The sequence below is a fragment of the Pantoea sp. RIT-PI-b genome (assembly GCF_001187905.1).
GTDB lineage: Bacteria > Pseudomonadota > Gammaproteobacteria > Enterobacterales > Enterobacteriaceae > Pantoea > Pantoea nemavictus.
This window is the reverse complement of the sequence record NZ_LGIS01000013.1, coordinates 48114-69006: the sequence shown is the minus strand read 5'-3', so window position 1 is coordinate 69006 and position 20893 is coordinate 48114. Positions and strand designations below refer to the sequence as shown.

The following is a 20893-nucleotide window of genomic DNA, read 5'->3' as shown; positions in this document are numbered from 1 at the left end:
GAAAAATAGAACCGGCAGCATACCAGCGCGGGCGGCTGGCGTAAAATCTCGCGCGCCGCAGATGACATTTCTCAGGGAAAGAGAAACAATACACCGGTCAAATTTTTCAATGCTGCCAGGCACTTCCCGTCTGCATTGCTCATACTATAGCTGTGGCGAGGTTTTCACCTGCCACCGTCGAAACAAGAGAGAATACATGGGCCAGATTGCCCCACGACGTCGCAGGACGCGCGCACCGCGTACTTTATTACCTTGGTTGCAACGTTGGCTGCCGCGCATTACGCGCCAAACTGCCAGCGAGGAGGATTCACGAATGGCTTCCGAACACCCTTCCCGCATTTCCGCCGCACTGCAACGTGTCTGGCATCTGTTGGACAATGTGCGCTGGATGGACCCGCTGCCCGCTCTGCATCGTCGCGGCATTGTGATTGCGCTGCTGGTGCTGGTGCTGGCATTTCTCTGGCCGAGCAGTACGCCGCAATATCCGGTTGAGCGTCCGGCAGACAATACCGCTAAAGAAGTGCCGATGCAGGCGGAGATTTACGATAATAATCAATCGCAGAACACGCCGCCGAAAACCGATTCGCAGGGCGAATGGCGCACCTATAACGTGGCGTCAGGCCAGACGCTAGCGCAGCTGTTCCGCGATAATAATCTGCCGGTGAACGATGTGTTTGCCATGGCGCGTGTCGAAGGCGATGGACAGCCGTTGAGCGCGTTGCAGAATGGCCAGCAGGTGAAGATTCGTCAGAATGCGCAAGGCGAGGTGACAGGCTTAACGGTGGATGGCAGTAACGGTCCGGTGCTGTTTACCCGTCAGCCGGATGGCAGTTTTATCCGCGCCCAGTAAAACGCAGAAACAAAAACGCCGGCACAAGGCCGGCGCTTTCGCATTACCGAGTATACTCGTCATAATCCAGGTTACAGATGCGTTGGCTACGCTCATTCACCCCAGTCACTTACCGGAGTAAGCTCAGGGGATTCATTCCCTTGCCGCCTTCCTGCACCTTGAATTATTTAGAGTAACAATTACTCAGCAACTACAGTTACAACCAGTTTAGCGAAGACTTCGCTATGGATCTGGAAGTCAACTTCGTGCTCACCGGTGGTGCGCAGTACGCCTTCTGGAAGACGAACTTCGCTTTTAGCCACTTCAACGCCAGCTGCAGTTACTGCATCAGCGATGTCACGGGTACCGATGGAACCGAACAGTTTACCAGCGTCGCCTGATTTAGACGCGATGGTTACGTTGCCCAGTGCGTTGATTTTCTCTGCACGTGCGTTAGCAGCAGCCAGAACGTCAGCCAGTTTGGCTTCCAGTTCAGCGCGACGTGTTTCGAAGAACTCAACGTTTTTCTTGGTAGCAGGAACAGCTTTACCCTGTGGAACCAGGAAGTTACGAGCGTAGCCCGCTTTAACGTTAACCTGATCACCCAGGCTGCCCAGGTTTGCTACTTTATCAAGCAGAATAACTTGCATTACCTTATCCTCTTAAAGTCGTTAATGGACAACTACCGATTACTGATGACGATCAGTGTACGGAAGCAGGGACAGGTAGCGAGCGCGCTTGATGCAACGAGCGAGCTGGCGCTGGTATTTTGCACGAGTACCGGTAATACGGCTCGGGACAATTTTACCGCTTTCGGTAATGTAGTTTTTCAGTGTAGCGATATCTTTGTAATCAATCTCTACAACGCCTTCCGCGGTGAAACGGCAGAACTTGCGACGACGGAAATAACGTGCCATTTGGCTAGTCTCCAGAATCTATCAAATCAATCTGCTCGGCATGTAACACCATTCTACTCTGACCATTGCGTGCCTGATGGCAGCTAATAAAGCCTTCGAGAGTGAGTTGCGTGCCGACCGTTATATGTTGAGTAATCACCTGATGGGTGCTGCCGCTGATAATCACCGGCATTTGACACCAGGCTTGCCGGTGGAAACCGGCTTCCTCTTGCACAGAACGATGCTCAAGCACGAACTGGCAATGAGGAATCCCTGACGGACTGACTTTTCGAACCGGCGTCTTGCACACAGTGCCAGACAGGCGCAGTCGATTTGCCGTCATGTCGGATTACTCTTCAGAATCCCCAGCATCTGAGTCATCAGCCGATTCGTTAGCAAAGTCTTCGCGGCGATCACGACGCTCGTCTTTAGCTTTAACCATCGGAGATGCTTCAGTTACCGCGTGCTTAACGCGCATAACCATGCTGCGGATAACGGCGTCGTTGAAGCGGAAGTTAGTTTCCAGCTCGTCAATCACTTCCTGCGGCGCTTCTACGTTCAGCAGAACATAGTGAGCTTTGTGCAGTTTGTTGATTGGGTAAGCCAGCTGACGGCGGCCCCAGTCTTCCAGACGGTGAATCGTGCCCTGTGCACCGGTGATAGCACCAGTGTAACGCTCGATCATACCTGGAACCTGTTCGCTCTGGTCAGGGTGGACCATAAATACGATTTCGTAATGACGCATCGATAGCTCCTTACGGATTATTCAGCCTCCTGTCAGGGTCAGCTGCGGCCCACGGAAGCAAGGAACGTTATAGGTTGCGAATCATTGAACCAATGAAACACACCTCTGAATGCAGCTGAAAAATTGACGCGTAATCATACTGGCGTCCTTGCGGAAACTCAAGCGCACAATTCATCAAAGGGCGACTATCGTGCCAGTTAATACGGCTTTTTGTGCTTAGTGATGTGCTTCAGTAAGTTAGAGAGTGTTTCATCAAATTCTCTGAAGAAAGCGTTCAACAGGACGATCTGGCGGCAAGTTGGTTAAGAACTACACTAGTTACAGGCGCCACGATTTAACTTTTTCGTAACGTCTGAGAGTGTAATCCCTGAAGTGAGGAGTCGATTATGAAAACCATCATTATCGCCACTTTACTGGGTCTCTTCCTGTCTACCCCCGCGCTTGCCAGCTCCGCTGACTTTGCACAGCAGATGAGAAGTCACAGCAGCAACGCGGCGTCAGGCTATGTCTACGTTAATCGGTTGGATGCGCCTGCCAGCAGTAACCCAGTCAGTGCCAATACCAGCGCCGCCGAACGGTTGTCATCGCAACTATAGTCCGGCTAAACGGGCTGGCGCCAATCACGCCAACCCGCATTTTTATAAATGATGTTTAAAGAAACTGACCAGCGCGGTCAGGGCCGAAGGCGTGATCTTGTGGCCAATATTTTTTTCAGAAAGTGAGGTCATTTGCTGATCGAGCCCCGCCTCGCGTAACGCTTTCTCCAACCGTACCGTTTCGGCAAACGGCACCACTTCATCCGCTTCCCCGTGCCACAGCAATAATGGCCGGTTCGACAGTTTGTCTAACTGTTCACTGGGATCGTACGGGGCTAGCGGCGCTAAACGCGCGGCAAAGGTCTCTTTCTGCTCAGGCGTACGCGCCACCAGCGGCGGGAACAGCGTATGACTCAGTTGCATGAAATAGCCGGAGCCCATCAAACACGCCACGCTGTGAATCTGCGGATAGCGCGCCATCGCCCCCAGCGCAGTCATGCCGCCCATCGATGCACCCGCCACGGCAAAACGCTCATCGGCAACCCAGTCATTCTCACGCAGCGCCGCTTCCAGCAACGCCACTTCATCAATGTTCTTTTTAAGAATGTCCCAGAAGTGCGTCATACGCAGTTCGGTATCGCCGTTATAGCGCGCGCCGTGCATATCAGCATCGGGCATGATCACGCGAAAACCCGCCTGCGCCAGCGCCACGGCAAAGTAGCTATAAACCTCTTTCGATGAGGTAAACCCGTGATAAAACAACACCGTCGGCAAGCGCGCCTGGCGCTGCCCGGCCGGTGCTGCGTGAATACATTCGATGCCCGCCAGATTCTCCGTCGCCAACTCAATCATATCGCCTCCATTGAGAATGATTATCACAGGAATCAGTGTAAGCGCTGCCGAACAAAATGCGAGCCACTTCACATTAAGTTTGAATAATTTCTGCCCTAAACATTTAGCCCTTTTTGCCGTTGATCTTGTACCCCTTCAATAATCTCAAAAGGTACTTTATGAAGCGTCTTTCTCTCAGCGCCATGGGTCTCGGATTTAAGCTGTCTGTATTGACGTCTTTGAGCGTGGCAATTGTGCTATTTACTCTGACCTTAACCCTGAGCCATAACGCCGCACGTCAGCTGGAACAGTTGGCAATCGACGATATGCAGAATCAGGTGCAAGGCATTAATGAAATGGCCACCATGTTCAACGCCACGTTGTCAGAAGAGGTGGCGAATTACACCAAACTGTTCCAGAGCTTTTTGCCTAAACGCTTTAGTCGCGACGAAAGCGAGCGCATTCAGGTGGGCGAATTCAGTACGCCAACGCTGCGTGCCGGGTTGAAAACCCTCAACCTCGATCAAATCGCGGTTGATGACTTCCTCGATCGCACCGGCGCGGTCTCCACTATCTTCGTGCGCGACGGTGAGGATTATGTGCGTATCTCCACCTCGCTGAAAAAAGAGGATGGCAGCCGGGCGATTGGTACCAAACTGGATCGCAGCAGCGCGGCCTGGCGCAGCGTCAATCAGGGCACGGTGTATCGTGGCCTGGCGACGCTGTTTGGCCACCGTTACATCACGCAGTATCAGCCGGTGCAGGATAGCAGCGGCGCAGTGATCGCTATCCTGTTCGTTGGCGTACAGATTGACGCGCAGTACGCGTTGATGCGGGATAAAGTGCTGGCGCGTCACTTGGGCGACAGCGGCACCTTCTCGGTACTCAATGGTGCGCCGGGCAGCAGCCAGGGCCAATATCTGTTTGATCGTCATGCTGAAGGTAAACTGCCGCGCTGGGATCGCGCTACGCAGCAGCAACTGCTCAGCCAGCCGAAAGGTGTGGTGGCGGTTGAACTCGATGGCGAAACCAAACTGCTGGCATGGCAGCAGCTGCCGGGCTGGAACTGGATTATTGCCGGTGAAGTGAGCCGTGCCAGCCTGCTGGCGCCGATCACCCACAGCCGCAACCTGTTTATGGCGATGGGTCTGGCGCTGGTAATTGCCTTTGCCATTAGCTTTATGTGGTACAGCCGCCGCGCCATTACCCGTCCGCTACAGCAGGTGATTCATCTGGCGGAACAGTATGCTGCCGGTAATCTGCAGGCGCATCTCGACTCCTCACGTCGTGATGAAATCGGTCAGCTGGTTAGCGCGATTAATGGCATTGGCGATGGATTGGAGAAAGTCGTCAGCCAGGTGCGCTCGGCCGCGCGCGAGATCAGCAGCGGCACCGACACCATCGCCGCCAGCAGCTCTAGCATCAGCGAACAGATTGGTCGCCAGGCCAGCAGCGTGGAGGAAACCTCGGCCAGCATGGAGCAGTTTGGTGCTACGGTGGCGCAAACCGCGGCCAACGTGCGTCAGGCAATGGCGCTGGTGGGTGAAGCAGCCAATACCGTGAATCATGGCGGAAGCACCGTGGCACGTTCGGTGGAAACCATGTCGGAGATTCGCGTGGCGTCGCAGAGTATCGCCGATATCACCCATGTGATTGAGTCGATTGCGTTCCAGACCAACATTCTGGCGTTGAATGCCGCCGTTGAGGCCGCACGCGCCGGTGAACACGGCAAAGGCTTCGCGGTAGTGGCGGCAGAAGTACGTGCGCTGGCGCAGCGCAGTGCAACGGCGGCTAAAGAGATCGATGGCTTGATTGCCAGCTCAATCGATAAAGTGGCGGCCGGGCATACGCTGTCGGAGCAAACGCGCGATGCGATGAGTCATATCGTCAATCATATCGAGCAGGTCAAGACGTTGATGGGTGAGATCAATATCGCTGCGCAGGAACAGGCGGCGGGGATTGGTCAGGTTAATCTGGCGATGAATCACATCAGCCAGGCAACGCATCAAAGCAGCGATATGATTAACCAATCGGAAACCACGGCTAATCATCTGAGCAAAAAAGGCCATCATCTGACACAGCTGGTAAGCATTTTTCATCTGAAGGACTAAAAGCACGGGGAAGATGGCATACACTTGAGCCATCTTCCTCCTTCTGGAGTTGCTATGCGTACTCTCTTTCTGACGTTGACTCTGCTACTCAGCGGCTGCGCTGCTTTCACCACCACACCACAAGCGCCGCCGCCGCCGGGCAGTCAGGCGCAGGAAATTTCGCGCGCGCAGAGTTTCGGTCTGCCAAAACTGGGCAACATCACCGCCACCACGCGTGGTTCGCCGGATGATGCTCAGCGTGCCATTGCCGCCAAAGCCAATCAGGCGGGCGCGGTCTATTATCAAATTGTGATGCTGGATGAGACCACTATTCCCAGCTTCTGGTACGCCACCGCCATTCTGTATGGTGCGCCATCAGCCAGCACTGGAGCGCAACAGTAAGCGCGCGCAGAGATCGTCAGTTAAGGCGCGTTTGCCGCGCATATCGAGATGCTGCTGACACCAGCCATCAGCCAACGGCGGTTCGGCCACTTTTAGCAGGATCGCAGCACTGGCCAGTAAAAACAGTTCACGCGTGACGTCTCGCGCCTGCTCTTCTCGCACATGGGCGAGCTGCAAACGCAGCTGGCGCCAGCGGCGATCGAAATGGCGATTGCTGCCTTTAACCGCATCAAATTCATCATGCAGCATGGCTATCACTTCAGAATGGCGCCCCATCACGCGCAGTACATCAAGGCACATGACGTTGCCAGAGCCTTCCCAGATGCTGTTAACCGGCATTTCACGATACAGCCGCGGCAGTTCGCTCTCTTCGCAGTAGCCGATGCCGCCCAGCGCTTCCATCGCTTCCGCCACAAAGGGCATCCCCGCCTGGCAGACGGCGAACTTAGCGGCGGGTGTGAACAAGCGGGCATATAAGCGTTCATGTTCGCTGGCGGGGGTAGACCAGGCGCGAGCCAGACGCATTAGCAGCGCGGTTTGCCCTTCCAGCTGCAGCGCCTGCTGCGCCAGCACTGCGCGCATCAGCGGCTGATCAATAAGGTTTTTGCCCATCACCTGGCGCTGCTGCGCATGATGGATGGCAATCGATAGCGCCCGGCGCATCTGCCCATGGCTACCTAACGCGCAGTCGAAGCGCGTCATGCCGCCCATTTTCAGGATCAGCCGCACGCCCTCGCCCTCTTCGCCCATCAGCCAACCCACCGCATCCTGAAACTCCACTTCAGCACTGGCGTTGGAGCGATTACCGAGTTTGTCTTTGAGACGTTCAATGCGAATCGCGTTGCGCGTGCCGTCCGGCAGCAGGCGTGGCAGGAAGAAGCAGCTCAGTCCTTGCGGGGTTTGCGCCAAAATCAGATGCGCATCGCTTTGCGGCACGGAGAAAAACCATTTATGACCGGTGATGCGATACGCTGCGCCCGGCCCGAGCACGCCAAGCGGTTCAGCGCGCGTGGTGTTGCTCAACACATCGGTACCGCCCTGCTTTTCCGTCATGCCCATGCCAATTAATAGGCCGCGTTTCTTATTGCCCGGCAGATGATGCGCATCGTAGCGATCGCTGAGCAAGGCTTCGCGCCAGTCAGCATAAGGTTCTGGCAGATGATTCTGCAGCAGTGGAATCGCGGCGTGCGTCATGGTCACCGGGCACAGCGAGCCCGCTTCGACCTGGGCATGCAGGATAAATCTGGCGGCACGCGCCACCATCGCCTGCGGCTGTACATCGGGCTGCCAGCTGAGATTGTGCAGCCGGCTGGCACACAGTCCCTGCATCAGCAGATGCCATGCTGGATGAAAACGTACTTCGTCGAGACGCTCCCCGCGCGCGTTGTAGCGCAGCAGCTCCGGCGCTTCTACGTTAGCCAATCGCCCTAATTCAAGGGATTCGGCGCTGCCCAGCTGCAGCCCAACGGAAGCCAGCCATTCGCGGTCCCAGCTGGCGCCTTCGCGTACCACTGCCTCGCACAAGGCGCTATCGCGGGTAAACAGGTTGCTGTTGCTGAGCGGCTGGGGCTGATTGAATACGGTGTGGGTGTGCCAATTCATACATCGTCCTCCTCATACTCATTTTTTAAGTATGAAGAGGATGTGCAGTTACGTCGGGTACAAAAACTATTTTGCGGTGGGGATCACGCCTGACGCTGACGAACGGCCTCGAACAGACAAACGCCGGTGGCCACAGATACGTTGAGCGAAGAGACGCTACCTGCCATTGGGATGCTAATTAGCTCATCACAGTGTTCACGCGTGAGACGACGCATACCTTCACCTTCCGCGCCCATCACCAGCGCCATCGGGCCGGTCATTTTACTTTGATAAACGGTGTGATCGGCTTCACCCGCAGTGCCGACCACCCAGACGTTGTATTCCTGCAGCAAACGCAGGGTACGCGCCAGGTTCGTCACACGAATCAACGGTACGTTTTCTGCCGCGCCGCTGGCGACTTTCTTCGCCGTGGCGTTCAGCGGTGCTGCGCGGTCTTTCGGCACGATGACGGCATGCACGCCAGCAGCATCTGCGCTACGCAGGCATGCGCCAAGATTGTGCGGATCGGTAACACCATCCAGCACCAGCAGGAACGGCTTCTCCAGGCTCTGCAGCAGATCCGGCAGATCACCTTCCTGGTACTGCTTGCCCGGTTTCACGCGCGCCACAATCCCCTGATGCACGCCGCCTTCAACCTGGCTATCCAGCCATTGACGATTGGCAACCTGCACCGGAATTCCCTGAGCTTCCAATGCGAGGATCAGCGGCTGCAGGCGACGATCTTCGCGGCCTTTAAGGATAAAGACTTCCTGAAAACGCTGAGGATCGCGTTCCAGCAGCGCCTGCACGCTATGAATACCAAAAATTATTTCGCTCATTACTTTGCTCAAGGTTGGATTTGAATCATAAATACAGAGGCCGTTTTTCAGGTGCGCATAAATGCGCACCTTTCACAAACACGTCGATGGTCTGTACGGTCGTCTTTAATGACAACCAAACAATCAGGCTTCGCCAGGTTTCTTCTTCGACCCACGCTTAGCCTTGGTGGCGGCGGCGATTTTACGGGTTTTCTCCGAGACATTTTTGCCTTTTTTCTCGGTTTTGGCCGGTTTTTCAGCCACAGCAGGCTTTTTCTTCTCGCCGCGGAAAGCTGAATCAGGCTCGAAAGTCCCCTTTTTGCCGGCATCGCGACGACGTTTGGCTGGCGGTTTACCGCCACGCTTCTCACGCTCGCGCTCGGTTTTGCCTTCGCCACGTGGAACACGCTTGCTGGAGATCAGCGCGAAGTCGATTTTACGCTCGTCCATATGTACCGCATCAACGCGCACTTCAACCGCATCGCCAAGGCGATAGGTACGGCCGCCAGACTCACCAATCAGGCGCTGGCCCACCGCATCGAAGCGATAATAGTCGTTATCCAGCGACGAAACGTGCACCAAACCATCGATAAACAGATCGTTGAGGCGCACAAAGAAACCAAAGCCAGTCACGCTGGAGATCACGCCGCTGAACACGTTGCCCACCTGATCCTGCATGAAATCACACTTCAGCCAATCGGCAACATCACGCGTGGCTTCATCAGCACGACGTTCCGTCAGCGAACAGTGTTGGCCCAGCTGCAGCATTTGCTGCATATCATAGTGATAACCGCCAGTTGGCGTAGTAATGCCATCCACTTCGCCCCGCTCTTTCGCCAGCAGATATTTGATGGCGCGATGCAGCAGCAGATCCGGATAGCGACGGATCGGCGAGGTAAAGTGCGCATATGAAGCCAGCGCAAGGCCGAAGTGACCGCGGTTTTCCGGATCGTAGACCGCCTGTTTCATCGAGCGCAGCAGCATGGTCTGCAGCATTTCTGCGTCTGGACGATCGGCAACTTGCTTCAGCAGATCGGCATAATCCGTAGGATGTGGCTTGGCACCACCCGGCAGGCTTAAGCCCAGCTCGTTCAGCACGGTACGGAAGCTCTTGATGCTGTCTTCGCTTGGACGATCGTGATCGCGGAACAACGCAGGCTCTTCATTTTTCTCAACAAAACGCGCTGAGGCGATGTTGGCGAGAATCATGCACTCTTCAATCAGCTTGTGCGCATCATTGCGTGAGGTGCGCTCGACGCGCTCAATACGACGCTCCGCGTTGAAGATAAACTTGGCTTCGTCGGTCTCAAACGAAATGCCGCCACGCTGCTCACGTGCAGTTTCCAGCACCTGGTACATGTTGTGTAGCTCATGCAGATGGGGAACCTGCGCTGCGTATTGTTCACACAGATCGGCATCACCTTGCAGGATGTTCCACACTTTGTTGTACGTCAGTCGCGCATGCGAATTCATCACCGCTTCATAGTGTTTGAAACCGGTGAGCTTGCCGCTGGAGGAGACGGTCATCTCACACACCATGCACAAACGATCAACCTGCGGATTCAGCGAGCACAAGCCGTTGGAGAGAATCTCCGGCAGCATCGGGATAACCTGCGATGGGAAATACACCGAGGTGCCGCGCTGATGCGCTTCATCATCCAGCGGCGTGCCCGGACGCACGTAATAACTTACATCAGCAATCGCCACCCACAAACGCCAGCCGCCACCGCGCTTCTTCTCGCAGAAAACGGCGTCATCAAAGTCGCGCGCATCTTCGCCATCAATGGTAACCAGCGGCAGCTTACGTAAATCAACGCGTCCTTTCTTCGCCTCTTCCGGCACGTCTTCTTTCAGCTTAGCGACCTGTTTTTCAACTTCTTCCGGCCAGGTATGCGGAATCTCATGGGTACGCACGGCCATATCCACGGCAAGGCTGGTGCCCATATCATCGCCAAGCAGTTCGGTAATTTTGCCAAGCGCTTTGTTGCGACGCGTGGCACGTTGAGTGATCTCAACCACCACTACCGAGCCCATGCGCGCGTTGAGCGTCTCTTCTTGCGGGATCAGGATGTCGAAGCTCAGACGGCTGTCATCAGGCACCACAAAGCCGGTCCCCGCATCGGTAAAGTAGCGCCCAACGATCTGGCTGTTACGTGGCTCCAGCACGCGTACCACACGCGCCTCGCGACGACCTTTACGATCGGCGCTGCCCGGCTGTGCCAGAATCACATCGCCATGCAGGCAGAACTTCATCTGCTCAGCGGAGAGATAGAAATCATCTTTCTGACCTTCAACGCGCAGGAAGCCATAGCCATCACGATGGCCAATCACTTTGCCACGAATCAGATCCAGACGTTCTGGTAAGGCGTAACATTGACGGCGAGTAAACACCAACTGACCATCGCGCTCCATGGCGCGTAGACGGCGGCGCAGCGCTTCCAGCTGCTCTTCGCTGGTGATATTCAGTTCCTGCGCGATGTCGTCGCGGTTAGTTGGTTTTTCCCGTTTCTCAAGCAGAGCCAGAATGAACTCACGGCTCGGAATAGGGTTTTCGTATTTTTCAGCTTCTCTATCCTGAAAAGGATCTTTTGACATTACGGTTCCTCCGATGTCATTTAATTTGGATTGCCACCGGCGGTTCGGACAATAAAAGTTGGTACAACGCATCGTTGTTTCTGACCAAATCGGCCAGCGTGTACCTGTCCAGTTCCTTGAGGAATAGCTGGACCGCATCGTGTAGCGCTTTACGCAAACGACAGGCTGGTGTGATGGAGCACTCTTCGCAGTTCACGAGCTGCAAGGGCTCCATTTTTCTCACCACATCGCCAATCACGATTTTTTCCGGGTCCATGCCTAAACGAATTCCGCCGTTTTTACCGCGTGTTGCGGCGACAAAGCCAGCCCGGCTAAGTTGGTTGATGATTTTAACCATATGGTTACGCGACACCCCGTAGGTATCGGTGACTTCGGTAATGTTAGTCTGCTTACCTTCCGGCAACGTCGCCATGTAAATCAGGGCACGCAGACCATAATCGGTAAAACTTGTTAGCTGCACATAGACCTCAGTGAATCATCGGACGTTATGGTTATGCGCCGGTCGGCGTGATGTTTAAATATGATGATAAACCAGAGCGTGGTGGCCGGTGCGTTTTTTTCCTGCAAGTATCGATATTTGCAAGAAAAAATAGAGTGAGTGGAGTCAAATATTGTCTATAGCCTAAATAATTCGAGCTGGAGGAAGGCGGCAAGTGGGTGAATCCCCAAGCGCTTACTCAAGTAAGTGACTGGGGTGAGCACGCGCAGCCAACGCGCCTGCAGCTTGAAGTATTTAGGTTATATTGAGGCCGGGCGATGCCCGGCCTCAAAAGATTATGCGTCGAACGGATCGCGCAAAATCATGGTCTCACTGCGGTCTGGGCCGGTAGAAATAATATCAATCGGCACACCGGTCACTTCTTCTACACGCTTGATGTAGTCGCGTGCAGCTTGCGGCAAACCTTCCAGCGTCTTAACGCCGAACGTGGTCTCGCTCCAGCCTGGCATGGTTTCGTAAATCGGCTCAATGCCTTCCCAGCCTTCCGCAGCCAGCGGCGTGGTGGTCATTTCGCGGCCATCTGGCATGCGATAAGCCACGCAGATTTTTACTTCTTTCAGGCCATCCAGCACGTCCAGCTTGGTCATGCAGAAACCTGACAGCGAGTTGATCTGCACTGCACGGCGAACTGCCACCGCATCCAGCCAGCCGGTGCGACGACGACGACCGGTAGTCGCGCCAAACTCGTGGCCCTGCGCGCACAGGAATTCGCCGGTTTCGTCGAACAGTTCGGTCGGGAATGGACCAGCGCCAACACGCGTTGAATACGCCTTCACGATACCCAGCACGTAATCAACGTAACGTGGACCAATGCCTGAACCGGTCGCCACGCCACCTGCGGTGGTGTTAGAAGAGGTCACGTACGGATAGGTACCGTGATCGATATCCAGCAGCGTACCCTGCGCACCTTCGAACATGATCAGATCGCCACGCTTGCGCGCGCCATCCAGCAGATCAGACACATCAACGACCATGCTGGTAATGATATCGGCAACTGCCAGCGTATCACTCAGCACTTTTTCGTAGTCAACTGCATCAGTTTTGTAGTAGTTAACCAGCTGGAAGTTGTAGAAATCGACGATCTCTTTCAGCTTCACCGCGAAGGTTTCTTTGTTGAAGAGATCGCTCACGCGCAGACCGCGACGTGCCACTTTGTCTTCATAAGCTGGACCGATACCACGACCGGTGGTGCCGATAGCTTTGGCGCCGCGCGCTTTTTCACGTGCTACATCCATTGCTACGTGGTATTGCAGAATCAATGGGCAGGCTTCAGAGATCAGCAGACGTTCACGTACCGGCACACCGCGTTCTTCAAGGCCTTTCATCTCTTTCATCAGCGCTTCAGGCGACAGCACAACGCCGTTACCAATGATGCTGGTGACGTTTTCACGCAAGATGCCAGATGGAATTAAGTGAAGGACGGTTTTTTCACCGTTGATGACAAGTGTATGGCCTGCATTGTGGCCACCTTGGTAACGCACGACGTAATTCGCGCGCTCTGTCAGAAGGTCTACGATCTTACCTTTACCTTCGTCACCCCATTGGGTGCCCAGTACGACGACGTTCTTACCCATTTTTTCAAAATCACCGATTGCTTAAAAATGGATTCTACCACCTGACTTTTACTCTTTCAGCACTTTTAGCATACGATTGCGCTGTTTTTTGCCTGAGTTTTGCTCAGCTCACAACATGTTGGGTACACAACGGCCATCAGACACAATTGAACCCCTGCGACCTCACATAATTTTTCATTTACGATCGCGTATGCATGCTGATCATCGCGTAAATCACCACGCCAGCAACGACTAAACCACCGCCAAAACGATGCAAAAGGCGATCGGGTAACTGTGTCATTGCCAGTATCATGCGCCGCCAGGCTCGTGGCATAAACATCGGCCCAAGTCCTTCCAGCACCAAAACTAAAGCCAGCGCCATCCAGATGGTTGTGTTCATGATTTTTTCCCAAAAAAAAGGCCGACAACATTGTCGGCCTGGACTTTATATCAGTTCTTAACGCGTGGCGTTAGAGGGCGCTTTCATATAGCGGAAGAAATCGCTATCCGGGCTCAATACCAACACATCCTGATTATCTGAGAAACTATTCTCATAGGCACGCAGACTGCGGATAAAGGCGTAGAAATCCGGATCCTTGCTAAAGGCATCAGCAAACAGTTTTGCCGCTTCACCATCACCTTCACCCCGGGAAATCAGCGCTTCACGCTGAGCTTCTGCCAGCGTACGCGTCACCTGATAATCAGCCTGCGCACGCAATTTTTCTGCCTCTTCCTGGCCTTGTGAACGCTGACTACGCGCTACCGCTTCACGCTCGGCGCGCATACGATTGTAGATCGCGTCAGAAACTTCCGTTGGCAGGTTGATCTGCTTAATACGCACGTCGACGACCTGGATACCCAACGCTGCCATGCTGTTCGGATTAGGTGCTGGTTCACTGCTGTTGGTTTCACGCTCTACACGTGCCGCCGCATTAGCAATCGCATCATCCGCAGCTGGCGTCTGAACGTCATCATCATTGCCGGCGCTGCCGGTGTTCAGCGCATCACGCACGTCGGTGGTCAAGCGACCACGCGAATCGGTCACGATGTCTTTCACATCCAGACGGCCCATTTCAGAGCGCAGACGGTCACTGAACTTACGTTTCAGCAACACTTCGGCCTGAGAAACGTCGCCACCGCCGGTTGCCAGGTAGTAACGGCTGAAATCGCTGATGCGCCATTTGATGTAGGAATCAACGATCAGGTCTTTCTTCTCTTTGGTGACAAAACGGTCGGCCTGATTGTCCATGGTCTGAATGCGCGCATCCAGTGACTTCATGGTTTCAATAAACGGAATCTTGAAATGCAGACCCGGTGCATACACCAGCGGTTTGTTTTCGTCATCACGCAGAACCTTACCAAAGCGCAGCACGATGCCACGTTGGCCTTCCTGCACCACGAACAGTGACGCGTAAAGCACCACCAGCACTACAATAATTACGGCGATGATTGGCTTACGCATCGATTACTCCCTCCCTTGGCGCTGGGTATCGTTGCGCAGCGCATTGGCGCGACGCTGATCCATGATGCTGTCTGGACTGTATGATGAGGTATCACTACGGCTTGCATTGCTATCAGAAGACGAAGGTGACTTCATTAAATTAGTCATTTTTTGACCGCCCTGGCCAGATTGACCACCGCGCATCAACTGATCCAATGGCAGAACCGTCAAATTGCTGCCACGATCGCTGATCAATACTTTGCGGGTATGGCTCAACACGCGTTCCATGGTTTCAATGTAGAGACGCTCTTTGGTGATTTCCGGTGCGGCTTTGTATTCCGGCAGCAAGCGAGCGAAACGGGCAACTTCACCCTGCGCTTCTAGCACCGTACGTTCTTTGTAGGCACGACCTTCTTCAAGGATACGCTGCGCCTGACCATTGGCACGCGGCTGGACTTCATTCGAATACGCTTCGGCTTCACGCACATACTGTTCACGGTTTTCACGCGCGGCAATTGCATCATCAAACGATGCTTTTACTTCTTCCGGTGGACGCGCCGCCTGGAAGTTTACATCCAGCAGGGTAATACCCATGTTGTACGGACGGATGGTTTCGTCGAGCTCACGCTGCGTTTCGCTACGCACCACGGTACGGCCTTCCGTCAGGATGCGGTCCATGGTCGAGCGCCCAATCACGCCACGTAAGGCGCTGTCAGTGGCCTGACGCAGACTGTCGTCGGCGCTGGTTACCGCATACAGATAACGTTCTGGATCGGTTACGCGGTACTGCACGTTCATCTCAACGCGCACCACGTTCTCGTCCGAGGTCAGCATCACGCCAGACGCCGCCAGTTCACGTACGGCTTCAACGTTCACCGCACGAACCTGATCGATAAAGGTCGGTTTCCAGTTAAGGCCTGGCTCAACCAGATGGCTGAATTTGCCAAAGCGGGTGACGACGCCACGTTCCGCTTCTTTGATAGTGTAGAAACCGCTAGCCGCCCAGATAACCACTGCCGCTACGGCAACGATGCCAACAACTTTGCCACCGCTACCGCCGCTGCGCTGACCGTTATCATTCTGTTTGCCACCGCCCAGTCCGCCGAGTTTTTTACTCAGCTTACGGAAGATATCATCCAGATCAGGTGGTCCCTGATCGCGACCTCCTTTATTTCCCCCAGAGTTGCCGCCTTGATTATTGCTGCTTCCCCACGGGTCGCGGTCCTGTCCGTTATTTCCGGGCTGATTCCACGCCATGTCTCTACTCCATTTATTGTATTTACGGTTTTACCCTTCATCTTTCGGATTGCAGCTGCGTTGGCTGCCTTCACGCACCCCAGTCACTTACCGATGTAAGCTCCTGGGGATTTGCTCAGTTGCCGCCTTGCCGCAATCCGAAATATTCGCGTAAAACCATAATATTTCGGCCTGCAACGATAATTACTACAACCTGAAATCTTTTTTGGGTAAGTGCGATTGGGCAATATCAAACAATATAACTGGCTAGCGACGGCTCTTGCTTACACAGACGACGCCAGTCAACAATCGGCATACGCACGTGCAAACTTACACAGCCATCATCTTCATTCCATTCTTTTTCTATTGCGTGTAGCTGGTAAAAACGACTGCGTAAACGGCCTGCTTCCGGCGGCAGACGCAAATCGTACTGCGCAATTTCACCGGCTAAACGCTCTGAGAGCGCCTGCCACAACAGCGGTAGGCCTACGCCGCTCTGTGCAGATAACCAAACACGTATCGGCTGGTTCTCTTCGTTACGATCGATACGCGGCACAAAATCCTCCAGCATATCGATTTTGTTCATGATCAACAGAGCCGGAATTTCATCGGCTTCAATCTCTTCCAGAACTTCGTTAACGGCATCAATGTTATCATTCACGCGTAAATCGGCAGCGTCAATCACGTGCAACAGCAGTGTCGCCTGCCGCGTTTCCTGCAGGGTGGCTTTAAATGCCGCCACTAAATCATGCGGCAAGTGACGAATAAAACCTACCGTATCGGCTAACACCACTTCACCCACATCCGCCACGTTAAGGCGGCGCAGAGTCGGATCCAGTGTCGCGAACAGTTGGTCCGCTACGTAGACATCCGCAGAGGTAATCGCGTTAAACAGAGTGGATTTGCCGGCGTTGGTGTATCCCACCAGCGAAACTGTTGGCACGTCAGCTTTGGCGCGCGCTTGCCTACCCTGATCGCGCTGTTTTTCGACGCGTTCAAGACGGGAGAGAATCTGACTAATACGACCACGCAGCAAGCGGCGGTCCGTTTCCAGCTGAGTTTCACCTGGACCACGCAAACCGATACCGCCTTTCTGGCGTTCAAGGTGTGTCCATCCGCGAACCAAACGGGTTGCTAAATGGCGTAGTTGTGCCAGCTCGACCTGCAATTTCCCCTCATGGGTGCGGGCGCGCTGGGCGAAAATATCGAGAATTAAGCCGGTGCGATCGATTACGCGACATTCGCACAGCCGTTCAAGATTACGTTCCTGAGCAGGAGTTAAGGCATGATCGAATAAAACGACCGATGCTCCACTCGCTTTTACCGCATCGGCAATTTCAACTGCCTTTCCTTCACCGACAAAATATTTGGGATGTGGCGCTTTACGGCTGCCCGTAATGACTTGCAGCGCTTCGACGCCCGCAGAAGAGACAAGAGTTTCAAACTCCTGCAAATCTTCCAGCTCTTTGTCTTGGGAGAACCAGATGTGTACCAGTACGGCCTGCTCACCGGCATCATAACGGTCAAACAAGCTATAACCTCGCTAAAATAAAATAACCAGGACAGGAAAACGCTCTCGTTCTCCAGCCCTGGCTTTACGGCAGCGCAAAATTATTCTGCGTTATCGCCGTCTTGTTGTGGCTGCGACTGAGCGCCTTGGCTGCTTCCGCTGTGATGATAGTTGCTGCTACCACCGCTGCCGCCCGCGTTATTGCTATGGTGCGACACTGGACGAGAAGGAACCACTGTAGAGATGGCGTGCTTATACACCATCTGGCTAACCGTGTTTTTTAACAGAATGACGAACTGATCAAAGGATTCAATTTGCCCTTGCAGCTTAATACCATTCACCAAATAGATCGAAACCGGTACACGTTCACGACGCAATGCGTTCAAAAACGGGTCTTGTAAAGATTGCCCCTTAGCCATTCTATCTTTTCCTTATATGCTTGTTGTTTGTTGCTTTAAGAACCGTGGTTCAGAAAAACTGCGTAAAAATTTGCGCACGATAACGAACCAATTGTACACAATCATCCCTGCTACGCACTAACTACCTTAAGCACCGCATTACGCGCTAACTCTGGCTCATCACTGTTTAACCAGTGTACTTCAGGCCAGCCACGTAACCAGGTCATCTGGCGTTTAGCGAGCTGCCGAGTGGCGCAAATTCCCCGATAAACCATTTCGTCGTAATCGATTTCACCTGATAGATAAGACCACATCTGGCGATAACCCACACAACGAATGGAAGGCATGTCCGTATGCAAATCACCTCGCGCAAACAGTGCACGAGCCTCCGCTTCAAATCCTGACGCTAGCATCTGGTCGTAACGCAACGCAATGCGTTGATGTATCAGCTCACGACTCGCAGGAGCGATAGCAAACTGGTACACGTCGTAGGGTAACGCTTCGCCGGAAGTTTTTGTCAGTTCCGTTAAAGTTTTACCCGAAATAAAAAAAACTTCCAGTGCTCGCGAAAGTCTCTGCGGATCATTCGGATGAATACGACTACCGGCGACCGGATCGATTTCACACAGCTGGCGGTGCAAGGCTTCCCAACCTTTCTCCGCCGCCATTTGCTCTATCCGCTGACGCACCTCGGGATCGGCCGAGGGCAACGGCGACAATCCTTCAAGCAAAGCCTTGAAATAGAGCATGGTTCCACCAACAAGCAACGGAATCTTTCCCTTCCGGGTGATTTCCGCCATTTCTGCCAACGCATCGCGACGAAACTCTGCGGCGGAATACGCTTCCGCAGGATCGCGAATGTCCAGCAAACGATGGGGCGCCAGTGCTAACTCTTCTGCCGACGGTTTCGCCGTGCCAATATCCATCCCGCGATAGATTAAGGCAGAGTCAACGCTAATAAGTTCCACCGGAAGCTCCTGACGCAGCGAAATCGCTAATGCCGTCTTACCGGAGGCGGTAGGCCCCATCAAAAAAATTGCCTTTGGCCGGCTAGCCTGGTTTAGTTCACTCATGCTTCAACGCGTTAATCGCGCTCTCAATCTCAATGGTCTGTAACAGACCTGAAGGCGGCGACTTCAGCAGTTGCGGACAGAGCCTTTCCAGCTCTGCCAGCAGTGCAATCGCCTGCGAGTGATTCCAGTGAGCGTCTTCTGCATCATCTCGACGCGCCAGCCATTGAGCCAACGCGGATACAGAAATCTCTTGCTGCCGGGCCAGGTAGCCTAACAGTTCTGGAATCAAGATTTGTAAATTTTGTGTTCGTAACGGTAAAGGAACCGCGCGTAGCGTCACATGCTGCCCTTCTCGTTGTAAATCAATGCCCATTAAGCGTAGCAGCGTCGATTGCGCATCAATAACAGCCAGCTCCGGCGCAGCAATTTTCAGGCGAACCGGGATCAGTAACGGCTGCGGTTTTAATCCCTCTTCCCCTGGTTGCAGTTGGGCCTGTTTTAGCCAGCGAGCGGCAACCGCCAACGATAATAGTTGCAGTTGATTACCGCGTTCCAGCAGCGCGTAGCGTTCCTGCAACACACTTAACACGCGCCCGAAACTTTGTGCGTGAGCAGCCAACGGGGCTTCACGCGCTTCAGGCTGCCTGGCGGGTATCGGCGCAGGAACGGGCGCAGCACGCGCGACCTCGGCGACTGGCGTTTTGATCAACTGCTTGTAGGCCGACCCTTCACGCGCACTGTAACTGGGTTCCTTACTTTGCCAACTCGCACTGGCGCCAGCAGCAGGACCACCACCGCTGCGTGGCGTGTTGCCCGGCTGGGCAAAGTGATTAGCCCCCGCCGCCTGACGATTTTCTGGCTGCCACTTGGGTGCAGGTTCTTCAGCATGTGAAATGGGTAATTCCGCGGCGCGGCTGGCTTGCAGTGCACTCATCACGCCTTGCCAGATAAAGTCGTGTACCAAACGTGACTGGTGGAAACGCACCTCATGCTTAGCCGGGTGCACATTAACATCCACCTGATGTGGATCGATCTCCAGATAGAGCACATATGCCGGCTGCTGATCGTCGCCAAGCTGTGTTTGATACGCCTGGCGAATCGCGTGATTGATCAGCTTGTCACGCATCATGCGTCCGTTGACGTAGCAATATTGCAGATCGGTAACCTGACGCGAACCGTTTGGATCGGCGACCCAACCGCGCAGCGCTAAATCGTCATGCTGCCACTCAATACGCAACGCATGCTGCATAAATGTGGTGCCACAAATCGCACCTAGCCGCCGCTCCCGCTGCGCATCTTCACTCACCGCGCGATACTGGCGCATCAGCTTGCCGTTGTGGCTCAGCGAAATCGCCACATCAAAGCGGGCCAACGCAATGCGACGGATCACCTCGTCGATATGGGTAAATTCGGTCTTTTCGGTGCGCATGAATTTGCGGCGTGCGGGCGTGTTGTAGAACAGGTCGAGCACTTCCAGCGAGGTGCCCACCGGATGCGCAGCCGGTTTCACCGTCACATCCATATCGCGCCCTTCGGCATAGGCTTGCCACGCTTCAGTTTGATCGGCCGTGCGCGAAGTCAGGGTTAAGCGCGAAACGGAGCTGATACTGGCGAGCGCTTCGCCACGGAAACCGAGGCTCATTATCGCTTCAAGGTCGTCAAGTGACGCAATTTTACTGGTCGCATGCCGCGCCAGCGCCATCGCCAGTTCAGCTTTAGCGATACCACAGCCGTTGTCGCGAATGCGGATAAGCTTAGCGCCGCCTTTCTCGATATCGACATCAATGCGCGTGGCACCGGCGTCGAGGCTGTTTTCCACCAGCTCTTTTACGACCGACGCCGGGCGCTCAACCACTTCGCCTGCGGCAATTTGGTTCGCCAGCTGCGGCGGTAAAATCTGTATTGGCATGGTGGTGATCC

The 20893-nt window shown here is 54.3% G+C and carries 21 protein-coding genes; 4 read left to right on the top strand and 17 right to left on the bottom strand.

The annotated features are described in order from the left end of the window. Positions 1-196: 196 nt before the first annotated feature. A complete protein-coding gene (locus AC790_RS06280) occupies positions 197-850 on the top strand; it encodes a LysM-like peptidoglycan-binding domain-containing protein (protein WP_152929117.1) in 654 nt (217 codons plus the stop codon). A 179-nt stretch (positions 851-1029) separates the two neighbouring features. On the opposite strand, the gene rplI is transcribed toward AC790_RS06280, so the two are convergent. The 4 genes from rplI to rpsF are packed head-to-tail and all read right to left on the bottom strand — an operon-like array spanning position 1030 to position 2470. Then, on the bottom strand, positions 1030-1479 hold the full coding sequence (rplI, locus tag AC790_RS06275; protein WP_007892139.1) for a 50S ribosomal protein L9: 450 nt from the start codon (positions 1477-1479) through the stop codon (positions 1030-1032). A gap of 39 nt (positions 1480-1518) precedes the next feature. Continuing rightward, the gene (rpsR, locus tag AC790_RS06270; protein WP_002210155.1) at positions 1519-1746 is read right to left on the bottom strand and encodes a 30S ribosomal protein S18; all 228 of its coding nucleotides are present in this window, start codon (positions 1744-1746) and stop codon (positions 1519-1521) included. A gap of 4 nt (positions 1747-1750) precedes the next feature. Beyond that, on the bottom strand, positions 1751-2068 hold the full coding sequence (priB, locus tag AC790_RS06265) for a primosomal replication protein N (protein ID WP_007892027.1): 318 nt from the start codon (positions 2066-2068) through the stop codon (positions 1751-1753). Positions 2069-2074: 6 nt separating this feature from the next. Next, positions 2075-2470, bottom strand: coding sequence for a 30S ribosomal protein S6 (gene rpsF / locus AC790_RS06260; RefSeq protein ID WP_007892026.1), 396 nt, complete (start codon positions 2468-2470; stop codon positions 2075-2077). Positions 2471-2856: 386 nt separating this feature from the next. Here rpsF and AC790_RS06255 point away from each other — a divergent pair, with 386 nt between their 5' ends. After that, on the top strand, positions 2857-3066 hold the full coding sequence (locus AC790_RS06255; protein WP_049851247.1) for a hypothetical protein: 210 nt from the start codon (positions 2857-2859) through the stop codon (positions 3064-3066). A gap of 42 nt (positions 3067-3108) precedes the next feature. Here AC790_RS06255 and yjfP read toward each other — a convergent pair whose 3' ends face one another. After that, positions 3109-3858 carry an esterase gene (gene yjfP / locus AC790_RS06250; protein WP_049851246.1) on the bottom strand — a complete coding sequence of 250 codons (750 nt, stop codon included), beginning with the start codon at positions 3856-3858 and terminating at the stop codon, positions 3109-3111. A 158-nt stretch (positions 3859-4016) separates the two neighbouring features. On the opposite strand from yjfP, the gene AC790_RS06245 reads away from it, so the two are divergent. Together AC790_RS06245 and bsmA are read left to right on the top strand one after the other, a co-directional pair. Beyond that, entirely contained in the window at positions 4017-5948 is a 1932-nt protein-coding gene (locus AC790_RS06245) for a methyl-accepting chemotaxis protein (protein ID WP_049851245.1), read from the top strand. A gap of 54 nt (positions 5949-6002) precedes the next feature. Next, positions 6003-6329 carry a biofilm peroxide resistance protein BsmA gene (gene bsmA, locus AC790_RS06240; protein ID WP_049851244.1) on the top strand — a complete coding sequence of 109 codons (327 nt, stop codon included), beginning with the start codon at positions 6003-6005 and terminating at the stop codon, positions 6327-6329. Here bsmA and AC790_RS06235 read toward each other — a convergent pair. From AC790_RS06235 to mutL, 12 genes are all read right to left on the bottom strand, one after another. Beyond that, complete coding sequence (locus tag AC790_RS06235; RefSeq protein WP_049851243.1) at positions 6303-7931, bottom strand: isovaleryl-CoA dehydrogenase; 1629 nt, start codon at positions 7929-7931, stop codon at positions 6303-6305. The two genes, bsmA and AC790_RS06235, sit on opposite strands and share 27 nt — an antisense overlap. A gap of 83 nt (positions 7932-8014) precedes the next feature. Further along, complete coding sequence (gene rlmB / locus AC790_RS06230) at positions 8015-8749, bottom strand: 23S rRNA (guanosine(2251)-2'-O)-methyltransferase RlmB (RefSeq protein ID WP_007892019.1); 735 nt, start codon at positions 8747-8749, stop codon at positions 8015-8017. 123 nt (positions 8750-8872) lie between these two features. Then, on the bottom strand, positions 8873-11323 hold the full coding sequence (gene rnr, locus AC790_RS06225) for a ribonuclease R (protein ID WP_007892017.1): 2451 nt from the start codon (positions 11321-11323) through the stop codon (positions 8873-8875). A gap of 16 nt (positions 11324-11339) precedes the next feature. Further along, positions 11340-11783: a nitric oxide-sensing transcriptional repressor NsrR gene (gene nsrR / locus AC790_RS06220; protein WP_007892016.1), complete on the bottom strand. Its 444-nt coding sequence runs from the start codon at positions 11781-11783 to the stop codon at positions 11340-11342. Positions 11784-12097: 314 nt separating this feature from the next. After that, the gene (locus tag AC790_RS06215) at positions 12098-13396 is read right to left on the bottom strand and encodes an adenylosuccinate synthase (protein ID WP_007892015.1); all 1299 of its coding nucleotides are present in this window, start codon (positions 13394-13396) and stop codon (positions 12098-12100) included. Between the two features lie 178 nt (positions 13397-13574). After that, entirely contained in the window at positions 13575-13775 is a 201-nt protein-coding gene (locus AC790_RS06210; RefSeq protein ID WP_007892014.1) for a DUF2065 family protein, read from the bottom strand. A gap of 57 nt (positions 13776-13832) precedes the next feature. Further along, on the bottom strand, positions 13833-14837 hold the full coding sequence (gene hflC, locus AC790_RS06205) for a protease modulator HflC (protein ID WP_007892013.1): 1005 nt from the start codon (positions 14835-14837) through the stop codon (positions 13833-13835). Between the two features lie 3 nt (positions 14838-14840). Further along, positions 14841-16073, bottom strand: a complete 1233-nt coding sequence (gene hflK / locus AC790_RS06200) for an FtsH protease activity modulator HflK (protein WP_007892012.1) — start codon at positions 16071-16073, stop codon at positions 14841-14843. A 229-nt stretch (positions 16074-16302) separates the two neighbouring features. Next, positions 16303-17583 (bottom strand): ribosome rescue GTPase HflX, encoded by a 1281-nt coding sequence (gene hflX, locus AC790_RS06195; protein WP_007892011.1) that lies wholly within the window; start codon positions 17581-17583, stop codon positions 16303-16305. An 80-nt stretch (positions 17584-17663) separates the two neighbouring features. Then, on the bottom strand, positions 17664-17981 hold the full coding sequence (gene hfq, locus AC790_RS06190; protein WP_007892010.1) for an RNA chaperone Hfq: 318 nt from the start codon (positions 17979-17981) through the stop codon (positions 17664-17666). 110 nt (positions 17982-18091) lie between these two features. Beyond that, on the bottom strand, positions 18092-19033 hold the full coding sequence (miaA, locus tag AC790_RS06185; RefSeq protein WP_036621940.1) for a tRNA (adenosine(37)-N6)-dimethylallyltransferase MiaA: 942 nt from the start codon (positions 19031-19033) through the stop codon (positions 18092-18094). Further along, complete coding sequence (gene mutL, locus AC790_RS06180; protein ID WP_049851242.1) at positions 19026-20882, bottom strand: DNA mismatch repair endonuclease MutL; 1857 nt, start codon at positions 20880-20882, stop codon at positions 19026-19028. The genes miaA and mutL overlap by 8 nt, the downstream gene beginning before the upstream one ends. Positions 20883-20893 lie beyond the last annotated feature (11 nt).

Bases quoted from the DNA above. Each gene is read 5' to 3' on its own strand.
- AC790_RS06280 (WP_152929117.1), top strand. From the start codon at position 197: ATGGGCCAGATTGCCCCACGACGTCGCAGGACGCGCGCACCGCGTACT.
- rplI (WP_007892139.1), bottom strand. From the start codon at position 1,479: ATGCAAGTTATTCTGCTTGATAAAGTAGCAAACCTGGGCAGCCTGGGT.
- rpsR (WP_002210155.1), bottom strand. From the start codon at position 1,746: ATGGCACGTTATTTCCGTCGTCGCAAGTTCTGCCGTTTCACCGCGGAA.
- priB (WP_007892027.1), bottom strand. From the start codon at position 2,068: ATGACGGCAAATCGACTGCGCCTGTCTGGCACTGTGTGCAAGACGCCG.
- rpsF (WP_007892026.1), bottom strand. From the start codon at position 2,470: ATGCGTCATTACGAAATCGTATTTATGGTCCACCCTGACCAGAGCGAA.
- AC790_RS06255 (WP_049851247.1), top strand. From the start codon at position 2,857: ATGAAAACCATCATTATCGCCACTTTACTGGGTCTCTTCCTGTCTACC.
- yjfP (WP_049851246.1), bottom strand. From the start codon at position 3,858: ATGATTGAGTTGGCGACGGAGAATCTGGCGGGCATCGAATGTATTCAC.
- AC790_RS06245 (WP_049851245.1), top strand. From the start codon at position 4,017: ATGAAGCGTCTTTCTCTCAGCGCCATGGGTCTCGGATTTAAGCTGTCT.
- bsmA (WP_049851244.1), top strand. From the start codon at position 6,003: ATGCGTACTCTCTTTCTGACGTTGACTCTGCTACTCAGCGGCTGCGCT.
- AC790_RS06235 (WP_049851243.1), bottom strand. From the start codon at position 7,931: ATGAATTGGCACACCCACACCGTATTCAATCAGCCCCAGCCGCTCAGC.
- rlmB (WP_007892019.1), bottom strand. From the start codon at position 8,749: ATGAGCGAAATAATTTTTGGTATTCATAGCGTGCAGGCGCTGCTGGAA.
- rnr (WP_007892017.1), bottom strand. From the start codon at position 11,323: ATGTCAAAAGATCCTTTTCAGGATAGAGAAGCTGAAAAATACGAAAAC.
- AC790_RS06215 (WP_007892015.1), bottom strand. From the start codon at position 13,396: ATGGGTAAGAACGTCGTCGTACTGGGCACCCAATGGGGTGACGAAGGT.
- AC790_RS06210 (WP_007892014.1), bottom strand. From the start codon at position 13,775: ATGAACACAACCATCTGGATGGCGCTGGCTTTAGTTTTGGTGCTGGAA.
- hflC (WP_007892013.1), bottom strand. From the start codon at position 14,837: ATGCGTAAGCCAATCATCGCCGTAATTATTGTAGTGCTGGTGGTGCTT.
- hflK (WP_007892012.1), bottom strand. From the start codon at position 16,073: ATGGCGTGGAATCAGCCCGGAAATAACGGACAGGACCGCGACCCGTGG.
- hfq (WP_007892010.1), bottom strand. From the start codon at position 17,981: ATGGCTAAGGGGCAATCTTTACAAGACCCGTTTTTGAACGCATTGCGT.
- miaA (WP_036621940.1), bottom strand. From the start codon at position 19,033: ATGAGTGAACTAAACCAGGCTAGCCGGCCAAAGGCAATTTTTTTGATG.
- mutL (WP_049851242.1), bottom strand. From the start codon at position 20,882: ATGCCAATACAGATTTTACCGCCGCAGCTGGCGAACCAAATTGCCGCA.